The organism is Nitratireductor thuwali (assembly GCF_036621415.1).
GTDB classification, from domain to species: domain Bacteria; phylum Pseudomonadota; class Alphaproteobacteria; order Rhizobiales; family Rhizobiaceae; genus Chelativorans; species Chelativorans thuwali.
On sequence record NZ_CP030941.1, the window covers coordinates 221,248 to 239,740 of the forward strand.

The 18,493-nt window shown below is 64.7% G+C and carries 17 protein-coding genes; 5 read left to right on the forward strand and 12 right to left on the reverse strand.

The window, feature by feature from the left end; translation table 11 throughout:
- Nucleotides 1–264 precede the first annotated feature (264 nt).
- Genes NTH_RS01040 through NTH_RS01055 form a run of 4 tightly spaced genes read right to left on the reverse strand, consistent with a single transcriptional unit; the run spans nt 265 to nt 2,535 of the window.
- The gene (locus NTH_RS01040) at nt 265–741 is read right to left on the reverse strand and encodes a peptidylprolyl isomerase (protein WP_265518415.1); all 477 of its coding nucleotides are present in this window, start codon (nt 739–741) and stop codon (nt 265–267) included.
- 22 nt (nt 742–763) lie between these two features.
- The gene (locus NTH_RS01045) at nt 764–1,348 is read right to left on the reverse strand and encodes a peptidylprolyl isomerase (RefSeq protein WP_338528261.1); all 585 of its coding nucleotides are present in this window, start codon (nt 1,346–1,348) and stop codon (nt 764–766) included.
- A gap of 24 nt (nt 1,349–1,372) precedes the next feature.
- Nucleotides 1,373–1,873 (reverse strand): pantetheine-phosphate adenylyltransferase, encoded by a 501-nt coding sequence (gene coaD, locus NTH_RS01050; protein ID WP_338528262.1) that lies wholly within the window; start codon nt 1,871–1,873, stop codon nt 1,373–1,375.
- Between the two features lie 47 nt (nt 1,874–1,920).
- Entirely contained in the window at nt 1,921–2,535 is a 615-nt protein-coding gene (locus NTH_RS01055; protein ID WP_338528263.1) for a LysE family translocator, read from the reverse strand.
- Between the two features lie 230 nt (nt 2,536–2,765).
- Between NTH_RS01055 and NTH_RS01060 the strand changes: the two genes are divergently transcribed.
- Nucleotides 2,766–2,900 (forward strand): hypothetical protein, encoded by a 135-nt coding sequence (locus NTH_RS01060; RefSeq protein ID WP_338528264.1) that lies wholly within the window; start codon nt 2,766–2,768, stop codon nt 2,898–2,900.
- Between the two features lie 33 nt (nt 2,901–2,933).
- Here the strand turns inward: NTH_RS01060 and gyrA are convergent, their stop codons facing one another.
- Nucleotides 2,934–5,729, reverse strand: a complete 2,796-nt coding sequence (gene gyrA, locus NTH_RS01065) for a DNA gyrase subunit A (protein ID WP_338528265.1) — start codon at nt 5,727–5,729, stop codon at nt 2,934–2,936.
- A gap of 354 nt (nt 5,730–6,083) precedes the next feature.
- On the opposite strand from gyrA, the gene NTH_RS01070 reads away from it, so the two are divergent.
- The gene (locus NTH_RS01070) at nt 6,084–6,719 is read left to right on the forward strand and encodes a MarC family protein (protein WP_338528266.1); all 636 of its coding nucleotides are present in this window, start codon (nt 6,084–6,086) and stop codon (nt 6,717–6,719) included.
- A gap of 133 nt (nt 6,720–6,852) precedes the next feature.
- Here NTH_RS01070 and NTH_RS01075 read toward each other — a convergent pair whose 3' ends face one another.
- Both NTH_RS01075 and NTH_RS01080 read right to left on the reverse strand, forming a co-directional pair.
- The gene (locus NTH_RS01075) at nt 6,853–7,332 is read right to left on the reverse strand and encodes a GyrI-like domain-containing protein (RefSeq protein ID WP_338528267.1); all 480 of its coding nucleotides are present in this window, start codon (nt 7,330–7,332) and stop codon (nt 6,853–6,855) included.
- A gap of 48 nt (nt 7,333–7,380) precedes the next feature.
- A complete protein-coding gene (locus NTH_RS01080) occupies nt 7,381–7,875 on the reverse strand; it encodes a single-stranded DNA-binding protein (RefSeq protein WP_338528268.1) in 495 nt (164 codons plus the stop codon).
- A gap of 953 nt (nt 7,876–8,828) precedes the next feature.
- On the opposite strand from NTH_RS01080, the gene uvrA reads away from it, so the two are divergent.
- Nucleotides 8,829–11,753 (forward strand): excinuclease ABC subunit UvrA, encoded by a 2,925-nt coding sequence (uvrA, locus tag NTH_RS01085; RefSeq protein ID WP_338528269.1) that lies wholly within the window; start codon nt 8,829–8,831, stop codon nt 11,751–11,753.
- A 555-nt stretch (nt 11,754–12,308) separates the two neighbouring features.
- Here the strand turns inward: uvrA and NTH_RS01090 are convergent.
- Nucleotides 12,309–12,659, reverse strand: coding sequence for an endonuclease domain-containing protein (locus NTH_RS01090; RefSeq protein ID WP_338528270.1), 351 nt, complete (start codon nt 12,657–12,659; stop codon nt 12,309–12,311).
- Nucleotides 12,660–13,115: 456 nt separating this feature from the next.
- On the opposite strand from NTH_RS01090, the gene NTH_RS01095 reads away from it, so the two are divergent.
- Both NTH_RS01095 and NTH_RS01100 read left to right on the forward strand, forming a co-directional pair.
- Nucleotides 13,116–13,961: a hypothetical protein gene (locus NTH_RS01095; protein WP_338528271.1), complete on the forward strand. Its 846-nt coding sequence runs from the start codon at nt 13,116–13,118 to the stop codon at nt 13,959–13,961.
- A gap of 358 nt (nt 13,962–14,319) precedes the next feature.
- The gene (locus tag NTH_RS01100; protein ID WP_338528272.1) at nt 14,320–15,126 is read left to right on the forward strand and encodes a DUF72 domain-containing protein; all 807 of its coding nucleotides are present in this window, start codon (nt 14,320–14,322) and stop codon (nt 15,124–15,126) included.
- Nucleotides 15,127–15,129: 3 nt separating this feature from the next.
- On the opposite strand, the gene lpxB is transcribed toward NTH_RS01100, so the two are convergent.
- From lpxB to fabZ, 4 genes are read right to left on the reverse strand one after another with little or no spacing between them, the layout of a single operon-like run.
- Nucleotides 15,130–16,317, reverse strand: coding sequence for a lipid-A-disaccharide synthase (gene lpxB / locus NTH_RS01105; RefSeq protein ID WP_338528273.1), 1,188 nt, complete (start codon nt 16,315–16,317; stop codon nt 15,130–15,132).
- Nucleotides 16,314–17,204 (reverse strand): LpxI family protein, encoded by an 891-nt coding sequence (locus NTH_RS01110; protein ID WP_422392332.1) that lies wholly within the window; start codon nt 17,202–17,204, stop codon nt 16,314–16,316. The genes lpxB and NTH_RS01110 overlap by 4 nt, the downstream gene beginning before the upstream one ends.
- Nucleotides 17,182–18,015, reverse strand: a complete 834-nt coding sequence (lpxA, locus tag NTH_RS01115) for an acyl-ACP--UDP-N-acetylglucosamine O-acyltransferase (RefSeq protein ID WP_338528275.1) — start codon at nt 18,013–18,015, stop codon at nt 17,182–17,184. Before lpxA ends, NTH_RS01110 begins: the two co-directional genes overlap by 23 nt.
- Nucleotides 18,016–18,024: 9 nt before the next feature.
- Nucleotides 18,025–18,489 carry a 3-hydroxyacyl-ACP dehydratase FabZ gene (gene fabZ, locus NTH_RS01120; protein WP_338528276.1) on the reverse strand — a complete coding sequence of 155 codons (465 nt, stop codon included), beginning with the start codon at nt 18,487–18,489 and terminating at the stop codon, nt 18,025–18,027.
- Nucleotides 18,490–18,493 lie beyond the last annotated feature (4 nt).

The window sequence follows — 18,493 nt, forward strand, 5'->3', positions numbered from 1 at the left end:
GCCGTCGTGCCGGCCGAGCGTAGCGGGAGCCGGGCCGATTGAGAAGCGCGGCCGGCCCCACAGAAGGCGGGGCCGGTGCTGAAATGGCCGCGCTCCACGATGATCCTTCAACCGGTGCCGGTTAGAGCGCCGTGCGTCCATTCGGACGCACAAAGGACGCTCTAACCTCCTGAATCTACACATCGTGCTTTTCGAAAATCGATTCCGATTTTCGGGCCGATGCTGTAGGCTCTCGGGCCTCCGGAATGAGGACGGTTGGGTGCCTCAGGCCACGTCCGCCGCGACCCGCATCGAAACGATGGAATCGGGATTCTGCACCGGCTCGCCGCGCTTGATCTGGTCGATATTGTCCATGCCCTCGATCACCTGGCCCCAGGCCGAATACTGGCGGTCGAGCCAGGGGGCGCGGTCGAAGCAGATGAAGAACTGCGAATTCGCCGAGTTCGGGTTCTGCGAGCGCGCCATTGAGCAGGTGCCACGCTGATGCTGCGTGTTGGAGAACTCGGCCTTCAGGTCCGGCTTGTCCGAGCCGCCCGTGCCGGTGCCCGTCGGATCGCCCGTCTGTGCCATGAAGCCATCGATCACCCGGTGGAAGACGATGCCGTCGTAGAAGCCGTCGCGCGACAGTTCCTTGATGCGGGCCACATGGCCCGGCGCGACATCCGGCAGAAGCTGGATGACCACCTTCCCCTTCGTCGTTTCCATGATGATGGTGTTTTCGGGATCCTTGATCTCGGCCATGACGCGTCCTTTCTGATTGGTCTTATTGGTCGGCGGCGATTTTTGCGCTGACGATGCGGTCCGGGTTGTCGACCGAGCCGTTATTGGCCTGATCGCCCTTCTTGATGTTGTCGACATGTTCCATGCCGCTCTCCACCTGCCCGACGACCGTATACTGTCCGTTGAGGAACGGGCCTTCGGCAAACATGATGAAGAACTGGGAATTGGCCGAATTGGGATCCTGAGCCCGCGCCATGCCCACCGTGCCGCGCTCGAACGGCACGTCGGAAAACTCGGCGGGCACATTGGGCAGGTCGGAGCCGCCGGTGCCGGCGCGGGCGGCCACATAGCCGTCCTCCATGTCGCCGAACTGGACGTCGCCGGTCTGCGCCATGAAGCCGTCGATCACCCGGTGAAAGGCGACATTGTCATATTCGCCGGCGCGCGCCAGCTTCTTGATCTGCTCGACATGCTTGGGCGCAAGGCCGGGCCGCAGCGCGATCTGCACCTCGCCGTCCTTCAGCTCCAGGATGAGCGTGTTTTCCGGCTCGGCCGCCCCTGCCGCGAAAGCCGAGGCGAACAGGCCCGCCGCGACGCACAACGGCGCAATGAATTTCGTGAACTGCATTGAAGATCTCCCGAATGCTTTCGATCAGCCGGCGAATTTGGCTTTGAGCGCGCCGGCAACGACGGCCGGCACGAATGGCGTTATATCGCCGCCCATGGACGCGATCTGGCGCACAAGTGTGGCCGTAATGGTGCGGACCGACGGGCTTGCCGGCAAAAAAACGGTCTGCAGGTCCGGCGCCATGGTCTCGTTCATGCCCGCCATCTGCATCTCGTAGTCGAGATCGGTGCCGTCGCGCAGGCCCCGAATCATGATCGAGGCGCCATGGGTGCGGGCGGCGTCGATGACGAGATTGTCGAAGGCCGCCACCTTGATGCGGTCGGCATCCGCGCCGAGCTCGTCCACCGCCGACCGTTCGATCAGCATGACCCTTTCATCATAGTCGAAAAGCGGCTTCTTGCCGGGATGAAGCCCGATGCCGACAACGATCGTATCGGCAATCGTCATCGCCCCCTTGAGCACGTCCAGATGGCCGTTTGTCAGGGGATCGAAGGAGCCGGCGTAAAAAGCGGTGCGCGTGATCATGCCAGCGCTTTTACTTGGCCGCGCCGCTCAACGCAATTCGCAACACGCTACCGGCGCGCAAAGGCGAGCCAGAGCCCGCCGCCTATGAGAAACGTCCCGGAAATGCGCTCGGCCAGCCGCACGCGCGCCCGCGTCAGCCTGGCCCCGGCGCCGCCGGCGGCGAAGGCGTAGAGCGAATCGAACACCGTTGCCACCGCCATGAATATCGCCCCCAGGAAAACCGTCTGTGCAACAGCGCCGCCTGCCGGGTCGATGAATTGCGGAATGAACGCGCCGAAGAAGAGCAAAGCCTTGGGATTGGACCATATGACGACAAACCCCTGCAGGACGAAGGAGTTGCCCGCCGCAGGCGTGCTTTCGCCCGTGCCGAGGGAGCCGTCCGAGCGCCACATGCGGATGCCCAGCCACACCAGATAGGCCGCGCCCAAAAGCCGCAATATGTCGAAGACGCTGGCCATGGCGCTGACCACCGCCGAAAGCCCGCAGGCAAGAACGCCGATCATCAAGGCAAGGCCAAGCTGCGTGCCGGCCACGTTCAAGAGCCCGGCGCGCGCCCCGTGGCGCATGGAATTGGCGACGATCACCGTGACCGAGGGGCCCGGCACGACGACGATCAGGATGCAGGCGGCAATATAGGAAAATAGCGCGGCGGTTTCCGGCATGGCTTCGATCTCCACGTTCGGCCGGAGCACACGAAGCCACAACCGCCCGAGCCGCGCAAGTCATGCGGCAAGGTTTTCGTGCCGCCGCGGCAGGCTCCACCGCCAGCCGATGAACCGCGCATGAACGGCTCATTCAGCATCGGTTTGAACCAAAAATGGCACCAGCGACACACAGAAATGGTGAAACCAAAACCCCGGATACGCCGTTACTGGTGCAAGGAGACACGACCATGATGATTTTTACGCTAGCAGCCGCGATGACCTTGGCCATGTTGATCGCCACCGCCTTCGGTCTTCACCAGGAAGCACAGCGCGTCAGGCTCGAGCAACGCATCGCCGACAGGCGCCCTCCCTACCGCCGATAAAGACAAGGCGCCGCGGCGCCTTGTCTTTGCGGCTCAGGTTTCGGACGGCGGCGTGCCATCGGCCGGCGGTTCCGCCCCGGGCTCGATGACGCCCTCGGCCTCGGCCGCCACTTCCTCCTCGCCCTGCGGCTCGGAGATCCGCTCCACCGAAACCACTCTCTCGCCCTTGGCGGTGTTGAAGATGGTGACGCCCTTTGTGGCGCGGCTGGCGATGCGGATGCCGTTCACCGGCACGCGGATCACCTGCCCGGCATTTGAAACCAGCATGATCTGGTCCTCGTTGGCCACGGGGAATGCGGCGATCAGCTGGCCGATCTCGTCCCTTTTGGACACGTCCGTCGCCCGAATCCCCTTGCCGCCGCGCCCGATGACGCGGAAGTCGTAGGAAGACGAGCGCTTGCCGTAGCCGAACTCGCTGACGGTCAGCACGTATTGCTCGTGGGCCTTCAGTTCCTCATAGCGTTCGGGCGACAGATCCGTTTCCTCGCCGACATCCTCGTTGGTGAGCGCGATCTCCTCCTCCTCGCCATTGGCGAGCCGCCGCTCGGCCGCTGCCTGCTTGAGATAGGCCGCGCGCTCGGCCGGCGTTGCTTCCACATGTTCCAGGATCGCCATCGAGATGACGGTGTCGCCATCGGCAAGGTTGATGCCGCGCACGCCGATGGAGCTGCGCCCGGCGAACACCCGCACGTCGCTGACGGGAAAGCGGATGCACTGGCCGGAGGCGGCCGTCAGAAGCACGTCGTCGCCCTCGGTGCAGGTGAAGACGCCGAGGATCTCGTCGGCATCGTCCTCCAGCTTCATGGCGATCTTGCCGTTGCGGTTGACCTGGACGAAGTCGGAAAGCTTGTTGCGGCGCACCGTGCCGCGCGTGGTGGCGAACATAACGTCGAGATCGCCCCAGCTTTCCTCGTCCTCCGGCAGCGGCATGATCGAGGTGATGCGCTCGCCATCCTGCAGCGGCAGCATGTTGCGCAGGAACTTGCCCACCGACTGCGGCGAGCCGACCGGCAGCCGCCAGACCTTTTCCTTGTAGACGATGCCGCGCGAGGAGAAGAACAGGATCGGCGTGTGCGTGTTGGCAACGAACAGCCGCGTGACGAAATCCTCGTCCTTGGTTGACATGCCCGAGCGGCCCTTGCCGCCGCGCGCCTGCGCCCGGTAGATCGAAAGCGGCACCCGCTTGATATAGCCCTTGTGGGTGACGGTGACGACCATGTCCTCGCGCTGGATCAGGTCCTCGTCGTCCATGTCCGGACCGCCCTCGACAATCTCGGTGCGGCGCGGCGTGCCGAACTCGTCGCGGACCGCGATAAGCTCGTCCTTGATGATCTGCTGGATGCGCGCGCGCGAGGACAGGATGTCGAGGAAGTCGCTGATCTCGGCGCCGATCTTGTTCAATTCGTCGGCAATCTCGTCGCGGCCGAGCGCTGTCAGCCTTTGCAGGCGCAGGTCGAGGATCGCGCGGGCCTGCTCCTCGGAAAGATTATACGTCCCGTCGTCATTGACCTTGTGGCGCGGGTCGTCGATCAGAAGGATCAGCGCCTCCACATCATGCGCCGGCCAGCGCCGCTCCATGAGTTGCTCGCGGGCGGTCTGCGGATCGGGCGCCTGCCGGATCAGCTTGATCACCTCGTCGATATTGGCGACAGCGATGGCAAGGCCGACCAGCACATGGGCCCGCTCGCGCACCTTGCGCAGCAGGTATTTCGTGCGCCGGCTGACCACGACCTCGCGGAAATGAACGAACGCCTTCAGCATGTCGGTCAGCGTGAGCTGTTCCGGCTTGCCGCCGTTCAGCGCCACCATATTGCAGCCGAAGGACGTCTGCAGCGGCGTATACCGGTAAAGCTGGTTCAGCACCACGTCCGCCATGGCGTCGCGCTTGAGCTCGATCACCACGCGGTAGCCCTGACGGTCGCTTTCGTCGCGGATGTCGGAGATGCCCTCGATGCGCTTGTCGCGCACCAGTTCGGCCATCTTTTCGATCATCGAGGCCTTGTTGACCTGGAAAGGCACCTCGGTGATGATGATCGCCTCGCGCTCTCCGCGCACATTCTCGACATTGACCTTGCCGCGCATCATGACGGAGCCGCGCCCCGTCTCATAGGCGCTGCGGATGCCTGAGCGGCCGAGGATGATGCCGCCGGTCGGGAAATCCGGCCCCGGTATCATTTCCATGAGCTGCTGCAGGGAGATGGCGGGATTGTCGATCAGCGCGACGCAGGCGTCGATCACTTCGGACAGGTTGTGCGGCGGGATGTTGGTCGCCATGCCGACGGCGATGCCGCCGGAGCCGTTGACGAGAAGGTTGGGAAAGCGCGCCGGCAAAACCTTGGGCTCCCGCCCGGAGCCGTCATAGGTATCCTGGAAATCGACCGTTTCCTTGTCGATGTCCTCCAGAAGCTCGTGCGCCACCTTCGACAGCCGCGACTCGGTGTAGCGCATGGCCGCCGGCGGATCGCCGTCGATGGAGCCGAAATTGCCCTGCCCGTCGATCAGCGGCACGCGCATCGACCAGTCCTGGTCCATGCGCACCAGCGCGTCATAGATCGAGGCGTCGCCATGGGGATGGTACTTACCCATGACGTCGGCGACGGGACGCGCCGACTTCACATATTTGCGGTTCCAATGATAACCGCTCTCGTGGGAGGCATAGAGAATGCGGCGATGCACGGGTTTCAGCCCGTCGCGCACGTCCGGCAGCGCCCGGCTAACGATCACGCTCATCGCGTAATCGAGATAGGAACGCTGCATTTCCTCCACGATGGAGATCGGCTCGATGTCGTCGGGACCGATCGGCCCGCTCGGCGTCGTCTGGTCAGTCAAGATGGGTCACATTCAGCTAACAGAATCACTTTATCCTTATATAGGAACGGAGCCGGCGACTCCAACCGGACAGGCTATTATTCACGAGGATTTTCAGAAGCTTTTTCAAATAGATAGTGCCGCAGGGCGATTCGCGGCACAGGCGTTTCGCCGCACCGGCCGATTTCGCGTCCGGCAGCGGCCGTTTCGGCGCCGGAAGATTGCAGGCGCCCATCCGCCGTGATCGAGCGCCGTTCGCCCGCCAGGACCGGCAAAGGCCTCTACATCTTCCTGTTTCGCCACGTTCATGCGGATGCCGGGAGATTCCACCCGGCCGCAAAATGCTATAGCAGTAACGGGCGGAAGGAGACGCCGATGCCGGCTTTCGATACATTGCTCAACGCCTTCGTGACACTGCTCGTCACCGTCGATCCGCCCGGCCTCGCCCCGCTTTTCCTGGCGCTGACGGCGGGTATGAACCGCTCTGAGCGCAATCAGGTCGCCGTCCGGGCGAGCCTTATCGGTCTCACCATTCTGCTGGTGTTCGCCCTTGCCGGCGAAGCCATCCTCAAGGTCTTCGGCATCACGCTTCCGGCCTTCCGGGTCGCCGGCGGCCTGCTTCTGTTCTGGATCGCCTTCGAGATGATCTTCGAGCGCAGGCAGGAGCGCCACGAAAAGAGCGCGGAACGCGCCGTTACACGCGACATGATCCGCAACATAGCCGCCTTCCCGCTCGCCATACCCCTCATCGCCGGCCCCGGCGCCATCTCGGCTTCGGTGCTGCTGTCGGGAAGTTTCGCCGGACCGGCGGACCGCGCCGCCCTTGCCCTGATCATCGCTTCGGTGATCGCGCTGACCTATATCGTCTTCGTACTGGCCGAGCGCATCGACGGCTTCCTGGGCGAGACCGGCCGCTCCATCCTGACGCGCCTCCTGGGCGTGATGCTCGCCGCGCTCGCCGTCCAGTTCGTCTCCGACGGCGTCAAGCACCTGTTCGGCATCGCCGGCTGACCTTGGGTGCCGGAGAAAAACCGGCTGCCGGAGCCTCGCCTGTCCTCTTGGCGGAGCATGATCTTTTCCAAAAACCGGTGTCCACTTTCCGGGATCATGCTCAAACATGGAGCATCGCAATACGGCAGCCGCCTCAGCCGGCGACCGGCGCCATCAGCTGCAGTTCCGGCGGCGCATCGAGATCGATGCCGGCCGAATACTCCTCGCGATGGTGGAAGGGCACGTTCACCCTCCTTAGGCCCTGAGCCTCGATCCAGGCGAACATGCGCTCGTAATGGGCAAAAACGTCGCCGTCGGCCGCACCATGCCAGGCCGTCGCGAGCCGCGTCTGCGGCAATTCGACATGCTCGATCCCGTCGCCGGTCGCGGCATCCGCCAGCGCCGGCGGCAAGGCCGCAAGGTAGCGGAAGCCGCCTTCGATGTCGTTCCATGAGATGCCGATCACGCCGCCGCGCTTCCGGCCGGGGTCAAGCCGGTGCAGAAGCTGCGCCATCTCGCCGATTACGGGCTTAACCCGGCCCTCTGCGGCGTCCCGATAGCTGCCCTGCCAGATCTTGCCGGCAAGCCTCTGCGGCTCGCGCCAGACCAGCTCGAACTCTCCATCGCTTCCCATCGAATGCCGATCCGTCTCCACGGCCCGCGGCCGCACAGTTCAGGGCGATCAAAAGGGGATTTCGTCGTCCATGTCGCGGGAATAGCCGCCGCCGGCATTGTCCGTCGGGCTCGACTGGCCGAAATCGGAGCCGCGCCCGGCGCCTTGGCCGACCTGGCCGCCATAATTGCCCTGGCTTTCGCCGCCCTGGCTGCGCGTGTCCAGCATCTGTAATTCGCCGCGGAACTTCTGCAGCACGATTTCCGTCGTATAACGGTCCTGTCCCTGCTGATCGGTCCATTTGCGGGTCTGCAGCTGGCCCTCGATGTAAACCTTCGCACCCTTCTTCAGATACTGTTCGGCCACCTTGGCCAAGTTGTCGTTGAAGATGACCACATTGTGCCACTCGGTGCGCTCGCGGCGCTCTCCCGACTGGCGGTCGCGCCATGTCTCGGACGTGGCGATGCGCAGGTTGGCTACCGGGTCGCCGGAATTCAGCCGGCGGATTTCAGGATCTGCGCCCAGATTCCCAACCAGAATTACCTTGTTCACACTGCCCGCCATGGGATCACTCCACTCGTCCGAAATTGAAAAACGCACATCAATGGCCGCGGAGCCGGCTTCCCGGCCGTCCGCCACATCTTGGCTTCGTTGACAATAGCCTATGGTGCGGGTGGGCGCGCCACCTCACCTTGCACGGCACGTCATAGTCCACAGCTCATTTGTTCTCTCTATGTTCTACACTACGGATGCGCCTCGCGCAACCCGGCAGCCGCCTTTCGCCAGACAAGCGTCCCGCTCCGCAGGCCGGATGGAGAATGAGGCTCAAGCCCATTCCGGGAGCTCCGGGCAGAGCCGGAAGCTCCGGGCAGACATGAATCAGGCCCTGCCGCCATCTGTCCGGGGCGCGCAGGGCCTTCCTGGGACTTTACCCGTGCCGGGAGCGTTTTACCGGCATTCTCCGGGACCCGAAGGCCCGGTTCGTTCAGGTTGGATTTTCATGTGGCAGCCGCTCGCCTGGAAGATGCCGGCAACTCTCGGGGAACTGCCGGTCCGGCCGATTTGCCTCAGCCGCATTCCCTGCCGCCTAAGCCGGCAAGGGGTTCCTCCGGCGCGCAGCCGTGGCTCCAGCTAGAGCCTGGAGCCCGTGGAACAGTCAGGTGGATTCATGTCTCCCTCCTGGTTTCCTTGCGCGTTGCACCGAAGAGACATTGGCGATCCCTGGGGATTCTACCTGTTTCTCCCGATGCGCAGCTAATGTGCGCAGTCTCGATCCGGCCGTCAAGATGTGGGCCTGGCCGTTCATCAAAAGTGATCGAAGCGCCGGGCTGGAGCTCGAATTGTCAGGAGACCGTTCGGCCTTTGTTCTTTTTCGCTTGCAGGCGCGGCCCAAAAGCATAAAACGGACCTTGCGCGGATGCGGCTGCGCCATCGACAATGTCGCGTGGTTTCCTACATGTAGCCGAGCCGGCCCGCGCCGGACACTGGCACAGAGCAAGACAAGGCGGCGACGGGGCATGCCCGACCACAAATCCATTTCCATTCGCGGCGCCCGCGAACACAATCTCAAGAATGTCGATCTCGACCTCCCCCGCGAGAAGCTGATCGTCATGACCGGCCTGTCCGGCTCCGGCAAGTCGTCGCTCGCCTTCGACACCATCTACGCCGAGGGCCAGCGCCGCTATGTGGAAAGCCTGTCGGCCTATGCCCGGCAGTTCCTGGAGATGATGCAGAAGCCGGATGTCGACCAGATCGACGGGCTCTCGCCGGCGATCTCCATCGAGCAGAAGACGACGTCGAAGAACCCGCGCTCCACCGTCGGCACGGTCACCGAAATCTACGACTATATGCGCCTGCTGTTCGCCCGCGTCGGCGTGCCCTACTCGCCGGCCACGGGCCTTCCCATCGAGAGCCAGACGATCAGCCAGATGGTCGACCGCGTGCTGGCGCTTGAGGAAGGCACGCGCCTCTACATCCTGTCGCCCATCGTGCGCGGGCGTAAGGGCGAGTACCGCAAGGAACTGGCCGAACTGCAGAAGAAGGGCTTCCAGCGCGTCAAGATCGACGGCGCCTTCTACGAGATCGGCGACGCTCCCGCCCTCGACAAGAAATACAAGCACGACATCGATGTGGTGGTCGACCGCATCGTCGTGCGCCCGGACATGGCCACGCGTCTGGCCGATTCGCTGGAGACCTGCCTGGCGCTTTCGGAGGGCCTGGCCGTGGCCGAATTTGCCGACAGGCCCCTTCCCGAGCACGAAACGGCGGAAGGCGGTTCCGCCAACAAATCCAAGAACGAAACGCATGAGCGCATGCTGTTTTCGGAAAAATTCGCCTGCCCCGTGTCGGGCTTCACCATTTCCGAAATCGAGCCCCGGCTTTTCTCCTTCAACAACCCGGCCGGCGCCTGCCCCGCCTGCGACGGGCTGGGCAGCCAGCGCGCCATCGATCCCGATCTTGTCGTGCCGGACGAGAACATTGTCCTGCGCGAGGGGGCGATCGCGCCTTGGGCGAAATCGACCTCGCCTTATTATCTGCAGACGCTGGAAGCCCTCGGCCGCGAATACGGCTTCAAGGTCGGCCAGCGCTGGAGGGACCTCGGCCAGGAGGCGCGGGACGCGATCCTGCACGGCACCGGCACGAGGAAGATCGATTTCGACTATGACGACGGGCTGCGCAGCTACCGCACGACCAAGCCTTTCGAAGGCGTAGTGACGAACCTGCAGCGCCGCTGGAAGGAGACCGAATCGGCCTGGATGCGCGAGGAGATCGAGCGCTACATGTCGGCCCACCCCTGCCCCGCCTGCGGCGGCCACCGGCTGAAGCCGGAAGCGCTGGCGGTCAAGGTCGGCGGCCGGCATATCGGCGAAGTCACCGCCATGTCGATCAGGGCCGCCAATAGCTGGTTCGAAGCGCTCCCGCAGAGCCTGAACGACAAGCACAACGAGATCGCCGCGCGCATTCTCAAGGAGATCCGCGAGCGCCTGCGCTTCCTCAACGATGTCGGCCTCGACTATCTGACGCTGTCGCGCAATTCCGGCACGCTGTCGGGCGGCGAGAGCCAGCGCATCCGCCTCGCCTCGCAGATCGGCTCCGGTCTCACCGGGGTGCTTTACGTGCTGGACGAGCCGTCCATCGGCCTGCACCAGCGCGACAACGACCGGCTTCTGGCGACGCTGCGCCACTTGCGCGACTTGGGCAACACGGTGATCGTCGTCGAGCACGACGAGGATGCCATCCTGACGGCAGACTATGTGGTCGATATGGGCCCCGCCGCCGGCGTTCATGGCGGCAGGATCATCGCCGAGGGCGCGCCGGCCGACATCATGGCCAATCCCGCCTCGCTCACCGGCCGCTATCTGACCGGCGACATGGCCATCCCGATGCCCTCCGCCACCCGCGAGATCTCAAAAAAACGGCGGGTCCGGGTCGTCGGCGCCCGCGCCAACAATCTGAAGAACGTCACCGCCGACATCCCGCTCGGCACATTCACCTGCGTCACCGGCGTTTCCGGCGGCGGCAAGTCGACATTCCTCATCGAAACGCTCTACAAGGCGGCCTCGCGCCGCATCATGGGCTCGCGCGAGCATCCTGCCGAGCACGACCGGGTCGAAGGGCTGGAGCATCTGGACAAGGTCATCGACATCGACCAGTCCCCCATCGGCCGCACGCCGCGCTCCAACCCCGCCACCTATACGGGCGCCTTCACGCCGATCCGCGACTGGTTCGCCGGCCTGCCGGAGGCCAAGGCGCGCGGCTACCAGCCCGGCCGCTTCTCCTTCAACGTCAAGGGCGGCCGCTGCGAGGCCTGCCAGGGCGACGGCGTCATAAAGATCGAGATGCACTTCCTGCCCGACGTCTATGTCACCTGCGACGTCTGCCACGGCAAGCGCTACAACCGCGAGACCCTGGACGTCACCTTCAAGGGCAAGTCCATCGCCGATGTCCTCGAAATGACCGTCGACGAAGGCGTCGAGTTCTTCTCCGCCGTCCCCGCCGTGCGCGACAAGCTCGTAACGCTCGCCCGCGTCGGCCTCGGCTACATCCACATCGGCCAGCAGGCCACCACGCTGTCGGGCGGCGAGGCCCAGCGCATCAAGCTTTCCAAGGAACTCTCCAAACGCGCCACCGGCAAGACGCTCTACATCCTCGACGAGCCGACGACAGGCTTGCATTTCCACGACGTAGCAAAACTTCTTGAAGTCCTCCACGAGCTCGTCGACCAGGGCAACACGGTCGTCGTCATCGAGCACAATCTCGAAGTCATCAAGACCGCCGACTGGATCCTCGACCTCGGCCCCGAAGGCGGCGACGGCGGCGGCGAACTCGTGGCGGAGGGCTCCATCGACGACGTGATGGCCGAGGAGCGCAGCTATACGGGGCAGTTCCTGCGCGAGCTCCTGGAGCGCCGGCCGGGGCGGAAAAGAGAGGCGGCGGAGTAGGTTTTCCTGCACAACGGCAGCGGGGCGTTATGGCAAAGAAACTCGGACTTTGCGAGTGTGGCTCAGGTAAAGCCTTTACGAGTTGCCACGGGCACTATCTGGCGAATATCGACCTTATGTCGCCAAGCAAACGGTCATTAGAAAGAATCGCCAACAACGAGAGCTTTCAGCAAGCAATAGCAGCCGGTCGGCGGCGTGAGTACGGATGCGGCAGCCCGATGCATACTTGGGTACGGGATGGCGTGCGGCATGTTGGAGTTGGACGAACCGTGTTCAAATCAAGTGGATGGGCGAGTTTTGGCGACTTCCTCCTTTCATATGTGTGGCTGAAGTTCGGAAAAGAGTTCTGGGCGGAACAACAGGCGCTTCCCCGCAAGGGGGGAGATAGGGGCTGCGCTGTCCGTGCCAAACTTGAGCACGGGAGGTTGGCGGGGAGGGTGATGCAGGGCCTATCTCCCCCCTTTGCGGGGGAGATAGCAAAATCATCTTAGCGGAGCTAAGTGTTAGATTTTGCAAGAGGGGGGATCGGGCGCGGGCCGTCGCGACCAACGGTCATCACCGCTTCCCCGCAGCCGCCAGGATCTCCATGCACACGCCATCAAGATTGCGCACCACGTCGTCGTTCCAGAACCGCAGCACCGTAAATCCGCTGCGGCGGAAATGCGCGTCGCGCCTTGCATCCGACGCCGATTGCGCATGCTGCCCGCCATCCACCTCGACGATCAGCTTCAGGCTGAAGCAGACGAAATCGAGGATGTAGCCATCGAGCGGATATTGCCTGCGAAAGGTCAGCCCCTCGAGCCGGTCGCGGCGCAGCGCCTGCCAGAGCAGGTTTTCCGCTTTGGTTGCGTCCTTGCGCATAGTCCGGGCGCGGCTGCGGTGGATGTCCGGCGGTTGGTAGCGCATCGGTTTCCAAGGTCCCCCTCAATCCCCCCTCTGGCGATTTCTAACACTTAGCCTCCGCTTTGCTCCAGCTAAGATGTTGAAATCGCTTTCTCCCCCGCAATGGGGGGAGATATCGCCGGCATCGGCCTCGCTGCTAGTCGCCAAGGTCCGCGATTTGCGGAGACGACGGCGCAAGGCGCCTATCTCCCCCTTTGCGGGGGAGAAAGCAAAATCAACATCTTGGCGAAGCCAAGTGTTAGATTTTGCCAGAGGGGGGATCAGCGCTGCCTTGAATCCATGAGAGGGAATCGCCCGCAACCGCGTGGATTGAATCCGCGACCTCCAAAAGAACTTGGCCTCCTATCTGATTGTCTTCACTGCACTTGGAATCTTTTCTCAAAAATTTCTCGCCCATTTTATCCACCCCCTCCCCGCCCCGAGCGATAATCCCCGCCACCTGCACGAAAGGAGGCGGCCATGGACGGAACTGCGGCAATCGAGCGAAATCGCGTGGCGCTGAAGCGCATCGTCGCATCGCTCGTCGCCATGGCCGGGCCGGTCGTGGGGCCTCATTCCGAAGCGCGAGCCGGTCCTGAGCTTGTCGAAGGGGAGCCTCGGACCCTGCCCCGCCATCTCTGGCGCGCCATATTGCGCCTGCTGCGTCCGGCCGAAGCCGCCGCCCGGCGGCTGATCATCGCGGCCGCGCGGGGTCTTGTCGTCTCCCTGCCGCCCCCGCGCAAGGCGAAGCCGAAGCCCGCGAGCTCGGCGCCGCTGCTGCGCAGTCTCGGCCTCGCCGTAATGATGTCGCCCGCCGATCGCGCCCGCGCCGCCGCGGCAGCCAGGCGGGCGGCCGCTCCCGCCCGTCAGCGCGCCTTGAGCCTGCCGCTCTTCGACCCGCTGCGCCATCGACCGCGCCCTGAGCTTGTCGAAGGGGCCAAAGGATCGAAGGGCCAGAATGCGCCCGCGCGCGCCGTCCCGCGCATCCTGTTTCCCGGCCTCGCCGAGCCCTCTCCCCTCCCGCCGCCGCCATCCCGCGACGATCCGGTAAGCGCTGCGCGTCTCGGCCGGCGCCTGGCGGCAATTGCCGCGGCCCTCGACGATCTGCCGGGCCAGGCCGCGCGCTTCGCCCGCTGGAAGGCGCGCCGCGATCTGGGGCTCACGCGCCGCATCTCGCCGCTCAGGCCCGGCCGCCCGACCGGTCGCCGGCTACCCCGCTTCGACCCCTCCGCCCGCCGCCCGCGCAAAATCCGCGAGGTCGACGAAATCCTGGCGCACGCCCATTCGCTGGCCCTCTACGCACTGGAGAGCCCCGACACGTCATGAGGCGGGCAGCGCGAACGCGCAGGATCATCCCCCCTCTGGCAAATTCCAAGGACTTAGCGTTGCTAAGCCCAGGAATTTGCTTTCTCCCCCGCAGCGGGGGGAGATAAAGCCGGCATCGACCTCGCCGCCAATCTCCCACGTTCGAGTTTGGCGCGGAAGGATCAGCGCGCGCTATCTCCCCCCTTTGCGGGGGAGAAAGCAAAATCAACATCTTGGCGAAGCCAAGTGGTAGATTTTGCAAGAGGGGATCGGGCCGTGCGCCCCACGGCGACCGCTGCTGTCAGGAGCCGACGCGTCCCGGGTGGACAAAGCACTGCGGCGGCCGCATCTTCGGCGCGTAATTTTGAGGAGCGATGACATGCAATCTGGCACCATCCGCGCCGGCATCGGCGGCTGGACCTTCGAGCCCTGGGAAGGCACCTTCTATCCCGACGACCTGCCGAAGAAGCGGCAGCTCGAATATGCCAGCAGGCAGATGCCGACGATCGAGGTGAACGGGACCTATTATGGCTCGCAGAAGCCTGCCGTCTATGCCAAATGGGCAAGCGAGACGCCCGACGATTTCGTTTTCTCGCTGAAGGGAAACCGCTTCGTCACCAACCGCAAGGTCCTTTCGGAGGCTGCCGAATCGCTGGAGAAGTTCCTGGGCTCCGGCATCACCGAAATGGGTCGGAAGCTGGGCCCGCTGGTCTGGCAGTTCGCGCCCACCAAGAAGTTCGACCCGGAGGATTTCGAGGGTTTTCTCAAGCTTCTGCCTTCGAGCCGGGATGGCATCGCCCTGCGGCACGTGCTGGAGGTCCGCCACTCTTCCTTCGTCGTGCCGGAATTCGCCGCGCTTGCCCGCAAGTACCGGGCCGCGATCTGTTACGCGCATCACTTCGAATATCCCGAGATCGCCGACGTCACGGCCGATTTCGTCTATGCGCGGCTGCAGCGCGGCCAGGACGACATACCCACGGCCTATACGCCGGCGGACATGGACGCCTGGGCCGACCGTGCCAGAACATGGGCACAGGGCGGCATGCCGGGCGATCTGCCGCTGGCGGACGAGACCACCGGGATCGAAAAGCGCCCGCGCGATGTCTTCGTCTATTTCATTCACGAAGGAAAGATCCGCGCGCCCCACGCCGCGCGCGCCTTCATGGAGCGCGTCACAAGCGCCTGAGGCTTACCTTGCCGCCTTGCGCTTGCCTTGATGGATCGTGGCGAGCACGGCATCGGCGGCCAGTTCGCCGGAGGGCTTCGGCGTTGCGAGCGCGGCGGCAACCTGGGCGAAGCCCTCGCGCTGCGCAGCCCGCATCGGCGTGTCCTCCCACAATTGCCCGATCTGCCGTGCCAGGTAGGATGGCCGCACGAACTGGTCGAAATATTCCGGCACCACCGGCCAGCCGGCGATCAGATTGGGCAGCGAGGCGGACCAGACCGTGATCATCGATATCAGCATGCGTGCGAGCGGATCGGTCTTGTAGCAGCTGATGAAGGGCACGCGCGCCAGCGCCAGCTCCAGCGCGACCGTTCCCGAACAGGCAAGCGCTGCGTCCGCGCCGGCAAAGGCGCGCCATTTGCGTTCCGGCTCCAGGATGATCTCCGGCCTGACCGCCCAGTCTTCGGTCGCCTTCTCGACGATGGACGCGACATGCGGCACCGTCGGCAGGAGAACGTCGAAGCGGTGGCCGGCCCCGTGCAGTTCGGCAACGGCCTTGCCGAATGGCTCGATCAGCCGCTGGACCTCTCCCCGGCGCGAGCCGGGCAGCACCAGCAGCGTCTTGCGGCTGGGCGACGGCTTTTCCTTGCGCGTGAGCTGCTCATGGGCGGCGGCCAGTATGTTTTCGTCGGCGTTCAGCCGATGTCCGACATAGCTTCCTGCCGGCCCGCCCAGCCGTTCGAGCTCCGCCGGCTCGAAAGGCAGCAGGCACAGGACATGGTCCACATGGGGCCGCATCTGCGCCGCCCGGCCCGGCCGCCACGCCCACACGCTGGGGCACACATAATGCACGATCGGTATCGAAGGATCGGCCGCCCGCACCTTGCGGGCCACGCGCAGGCCGAATTCGGGGCTGTCTATGGTCACGAGACAGTCGGGCTTTTCGGAGACAACGGTCCTTGCGGTCTGGCCGATACGGCGCCAGAGGCGCGGCAGATCGCGAAGGACTGCCGATATCCCCATCAGCGCGATCTCGTCGGCATCGAACAGGGACACCAGACCCAGCGAGCGCAAATTGCGCCCTCCGACGCCGGTCAGGACCACGTCCCGGCCCGTCTTCCGCGCCAGCGCCGCCACGAGATCGGCGCCCAGCAGGTCGCCCGATTCTTCGCCGGCCACGACGGTGATGCGCAGGGGCTTCTTGGCGCTCATGCCGCGGGCTCGCCTTCCAGACCGACCAGGTAGAGCCCCAGCTCGTCGGCAAGCCGGATCGTCTCGGCCATGTCGAGGATCAGGCTGCGGCCGGCTTCCACGGCAACGCCTCCAAGCCCGGCCGCCCTGGCGGCGGTCATCGTGCGGGGGCCGATGGAGGGCAGGTCGGCCCGTTCCTCCTGCCCCGGCTTAGCGCACTTGACCAGCGCGCCGCGCGCCTTGCCGGCCAGCCGGCCGTGTCCGCGCAAATCCTTCATGCGCTCCAGCAGCCCGTCCGTTCCCTCGATGCCCTCGAGCGCCACAGCGCGCCCGCCGATGGCGATGGCCGCCTGGCCGATATCGAGCGCGCCGATGGCGCGCGCCGCCGCAAAGGCGGCCGCGATATCCTTCCGGTCGCCGCTTCCGGGCTTGATCTTGCCGAGTGTCCCGGCCGGCGCCAGCAGGTCCGGCACCACCTCATGCGCCCCCACGACCTGGATGCCACTGCTTTCGATATAGCCGATGGTGGCGCGCAGCAGGCCGTCGTCGCCCCGCGCATAAGCGGCGATGAGCCGGGGTATCTGCAGAAGCACGGATGGCGGGAACCGCAGGCGCGAGAGCGGCGGGCGCTTGGCCACGCCGCCAGCCATCACCAGATGCGTCACGCCGCGCTTGCGCAATTCGGGCAGGACGAAGCCCAGCCTGTCGACCGCCGCAGTGAGAAGATCGTAGCGCGCCGGCGCATCGGCGATGTCGGCCTCGCCGGCGATCGCCACCACCACAGGCCGATGGCCGGCCGAAGCAAGGGCATCAATCACATAGGCGGGTAGAAGCCCGCTGCCGGCCACCACGGCGACGCGGCCACCCGTGCCGAAACTTGCCTTGCTAGTCCTCGCCGTCATCGTCATCGTCGATGGCCCTTCCGCGCGGCGGCACCGTGAAGTGGCGCTTTTCCTTGCCCTCCACGAAGTGCAGCATGTCTGCCACGACCGCAGAGCCAGGGAAAGCGGCCGCGACGCGGCCGATATTGGCGGCAAGCGGCTGATCCGGATCGAACAGCATCCGGTAGGCCTTGCGCAATTGCACCAGCTCGGAGCGCGGCATGCCCGACCGCTTCATGCCGATCACGTTGAGCCCGCGCAGCTTGGCCCGGTCGCCGACAGCCATGCCGTAGGGGATGACGTCGCCGACCACCGCCGCATAGCCGCCCAGGAAAGCGTGATGGCCAACGCGCACGAACTGGTGGACCGCCGCATAGCCGGACAGGATAACGGCGTCCCCGATCTCGGCATGTCCGCCCAGGCCCGCATAGTTCGCCATCGTCACCTTGTTGCCGACAATGCAGTCATGGGCGATGTGGGTATAGGCCATGAGATAGCAATCGTCGCCCACCGCCGTGTGGCCGCGCCCGGTTTCCGTACCCCGGTGGATCGTCATGCCTTCGCGGACGATGCAGTTGCGGCCCACCGACAATGTCGTGCGGCCGCCCTTGTACTTGAGGTCCTGCGGCGGGCCGCCCAACACGGCGGTGGGATAGACCCGGCACCCCTGCCCGAGCGTCGTCTCGCCCAGGATGGTGACGTGGCTGACAAGCTCCACCTGATCGCCGATGACGGCCTGCGGCCCGACATGGCAGAACGGCCCGATGCGCACTCCGGCACCGAGCTCGGCGCCCTTTTCGATCACCGCGCTTGGATGAATGACGGTTTCCAGTGGCATGGCGTCTAGTCAGCTCGGCTCTTTCGCCGACATCATGGCCGAGATCACGGCCTCTGCGACCTTGCCGCCATCGACCTTCGCCTCACAGGCGAACCGCCAGATGTTGCCGCGCTGCTTCTGCTTGACGACATGGATTTCGAGCCGGTCGCCCGGAACCACGGGCTTGCGGAACTTGGCATTGTCGATGGTCATGAAATAGACCACCGAAGGCTGGCTGTCGCCGGAATTGTTGATGCAGATCGCCCCGGCGGTCTGCGCCATGGCCTCGACGATCAGGACGCCAGGCATGACCGGCTGGCCGGGGAAGTGCCCCTGGAAATGCGGCTCGTTGAAGGTGACGTTCTTGACGCCGATGGCGGAACGGTCGCCGTCGACCTCGATGATGCGGTCGACCAGCAGAAACGGATAGCGATGCGGCAGCAGGCGCAGCAGATCCAGAATTTCAAGACTATCGAGCGTCGAGCCATCGGCCATTGTG

What these genes read in the sequence shown, in the direction of transcription:
- NTH_RS01040 (WP_265518415.1), bottom strand. Translation starts at nt 741, where the DNA reads ATGGCCGAGATCAAGGATCCCGAAAACACCATCATCATGGAAACGACG.
- NTH_RS01045 (WP_338528261.1), bottom strand. Translation starts at nt 1,348, where the DNA reads ATGCAGTTCACGAAATTCATTGCGCCGTTGTGCGTCGCGGCGGGCCTG.
- coaD (WP_338528262.1), bottom strand. Translation starts at nt 1,873, where the DNA reads ATGATCACGCGCACCGCTTTTTACGCCGGCTCCTTCGATCCCCTGACA.
- NTH_RS01055 (WP_338528263.1), bottom strand. Translation starts at nt 2,535, where the DNA reads ATGCCGGAAACCGCCGCGCTATTTTCCTATATTGCCGCCTGCATCCTG.
- NTH_RS01060 (WP_338528264.1), top strand. Translation starts at nt 2,766, where the DNA reads ATGATGATTTTTACGCTAGCAGCCGCGATGACCTTGGCCATGTTGATC.
- NTH_RS01070 (WP_338528266.1), top strand. Translation starts at nt 6,084, where the DNA reads ATGCCGGCTTTCGATACATTGCTCAACGCCTTCGTGACACTGCTCGTC.
- NTH_RS01075 (WP_338528267.1), bottom strand. Translation starts at nt 7,332, where the DNA reads ATGGGAAGCGATGGAGAGTTCGAGCTGGTCTGGCGCGAGCCGCAGAGG.
- NTH_RS01080 (WP_338528268.1), bottom strand. Translation starts at nt 7,875, where the DNA reads ATGGCGGGCAGTGTGAACAAGGTAATTCTGGTTGGGAATCTGGGCGCA.
- uvrA (WP_338528269.1), top strand. Translation starts at nt 8,829, where the DNA reads ATGCCCGACCACAAATCCATTTCCATTCGCGGCGCCCGCGAACACAAT.
- NTH_RS01090 (WP_338528270.1), bottom strand. Translation starts at nt 12,659, where the DNA reads ATGCGCTACCAACCGCCGGACATCCACCGCAGCCGCGCCCGGACTATG.
- NTH_RS01095 (WP_338528271.1), top strand. Translation starts at nt 13,116, where the DNA reads ATGGACGGAACTGCGGCAATCGAGCGAAATCGCGTGGCGCTGAAGCGC.
- NTH_RS01100 (WP_338528272.1), top strand. Translation starts at nt 14,320, where the DNA reads ATGCAATCTGGCACCATCCGCGCCGGCATCGGCGGCTGGACCTTCGAG.
- lpxB (WP_338528273.1), bottom strand. Translation starts at nt 16,317, where the DNA reads ATGAGCGCCAAGAAGCCCCTGCGCATCACCGTCGTGGCCGGCGAAGAA.
- NTH_RS01110 (WP_422392332.1), bottom strand. Translation starts at nt 17,204, where the DNA reads ATGACGATGACGGCGAGGACTAGCAAGGCAAGTTTCGGCACGGGTGGC.
- lpxA (WP_338528275.1), bottom strand. Translation starts at nt 18,015, where the DNA reads ATGCCACTGGAAACCGTCATTCATCCAAGCGCGGTGATCGAAAAGGGC.
- fabZ (WP_338528276.1), bottom strand. Translation starts at nt 18,489, where the DNA reads ATGGCCGATGGCTCGACGCTCGATAGTCTTGAAATTCTGGATCTGCTG.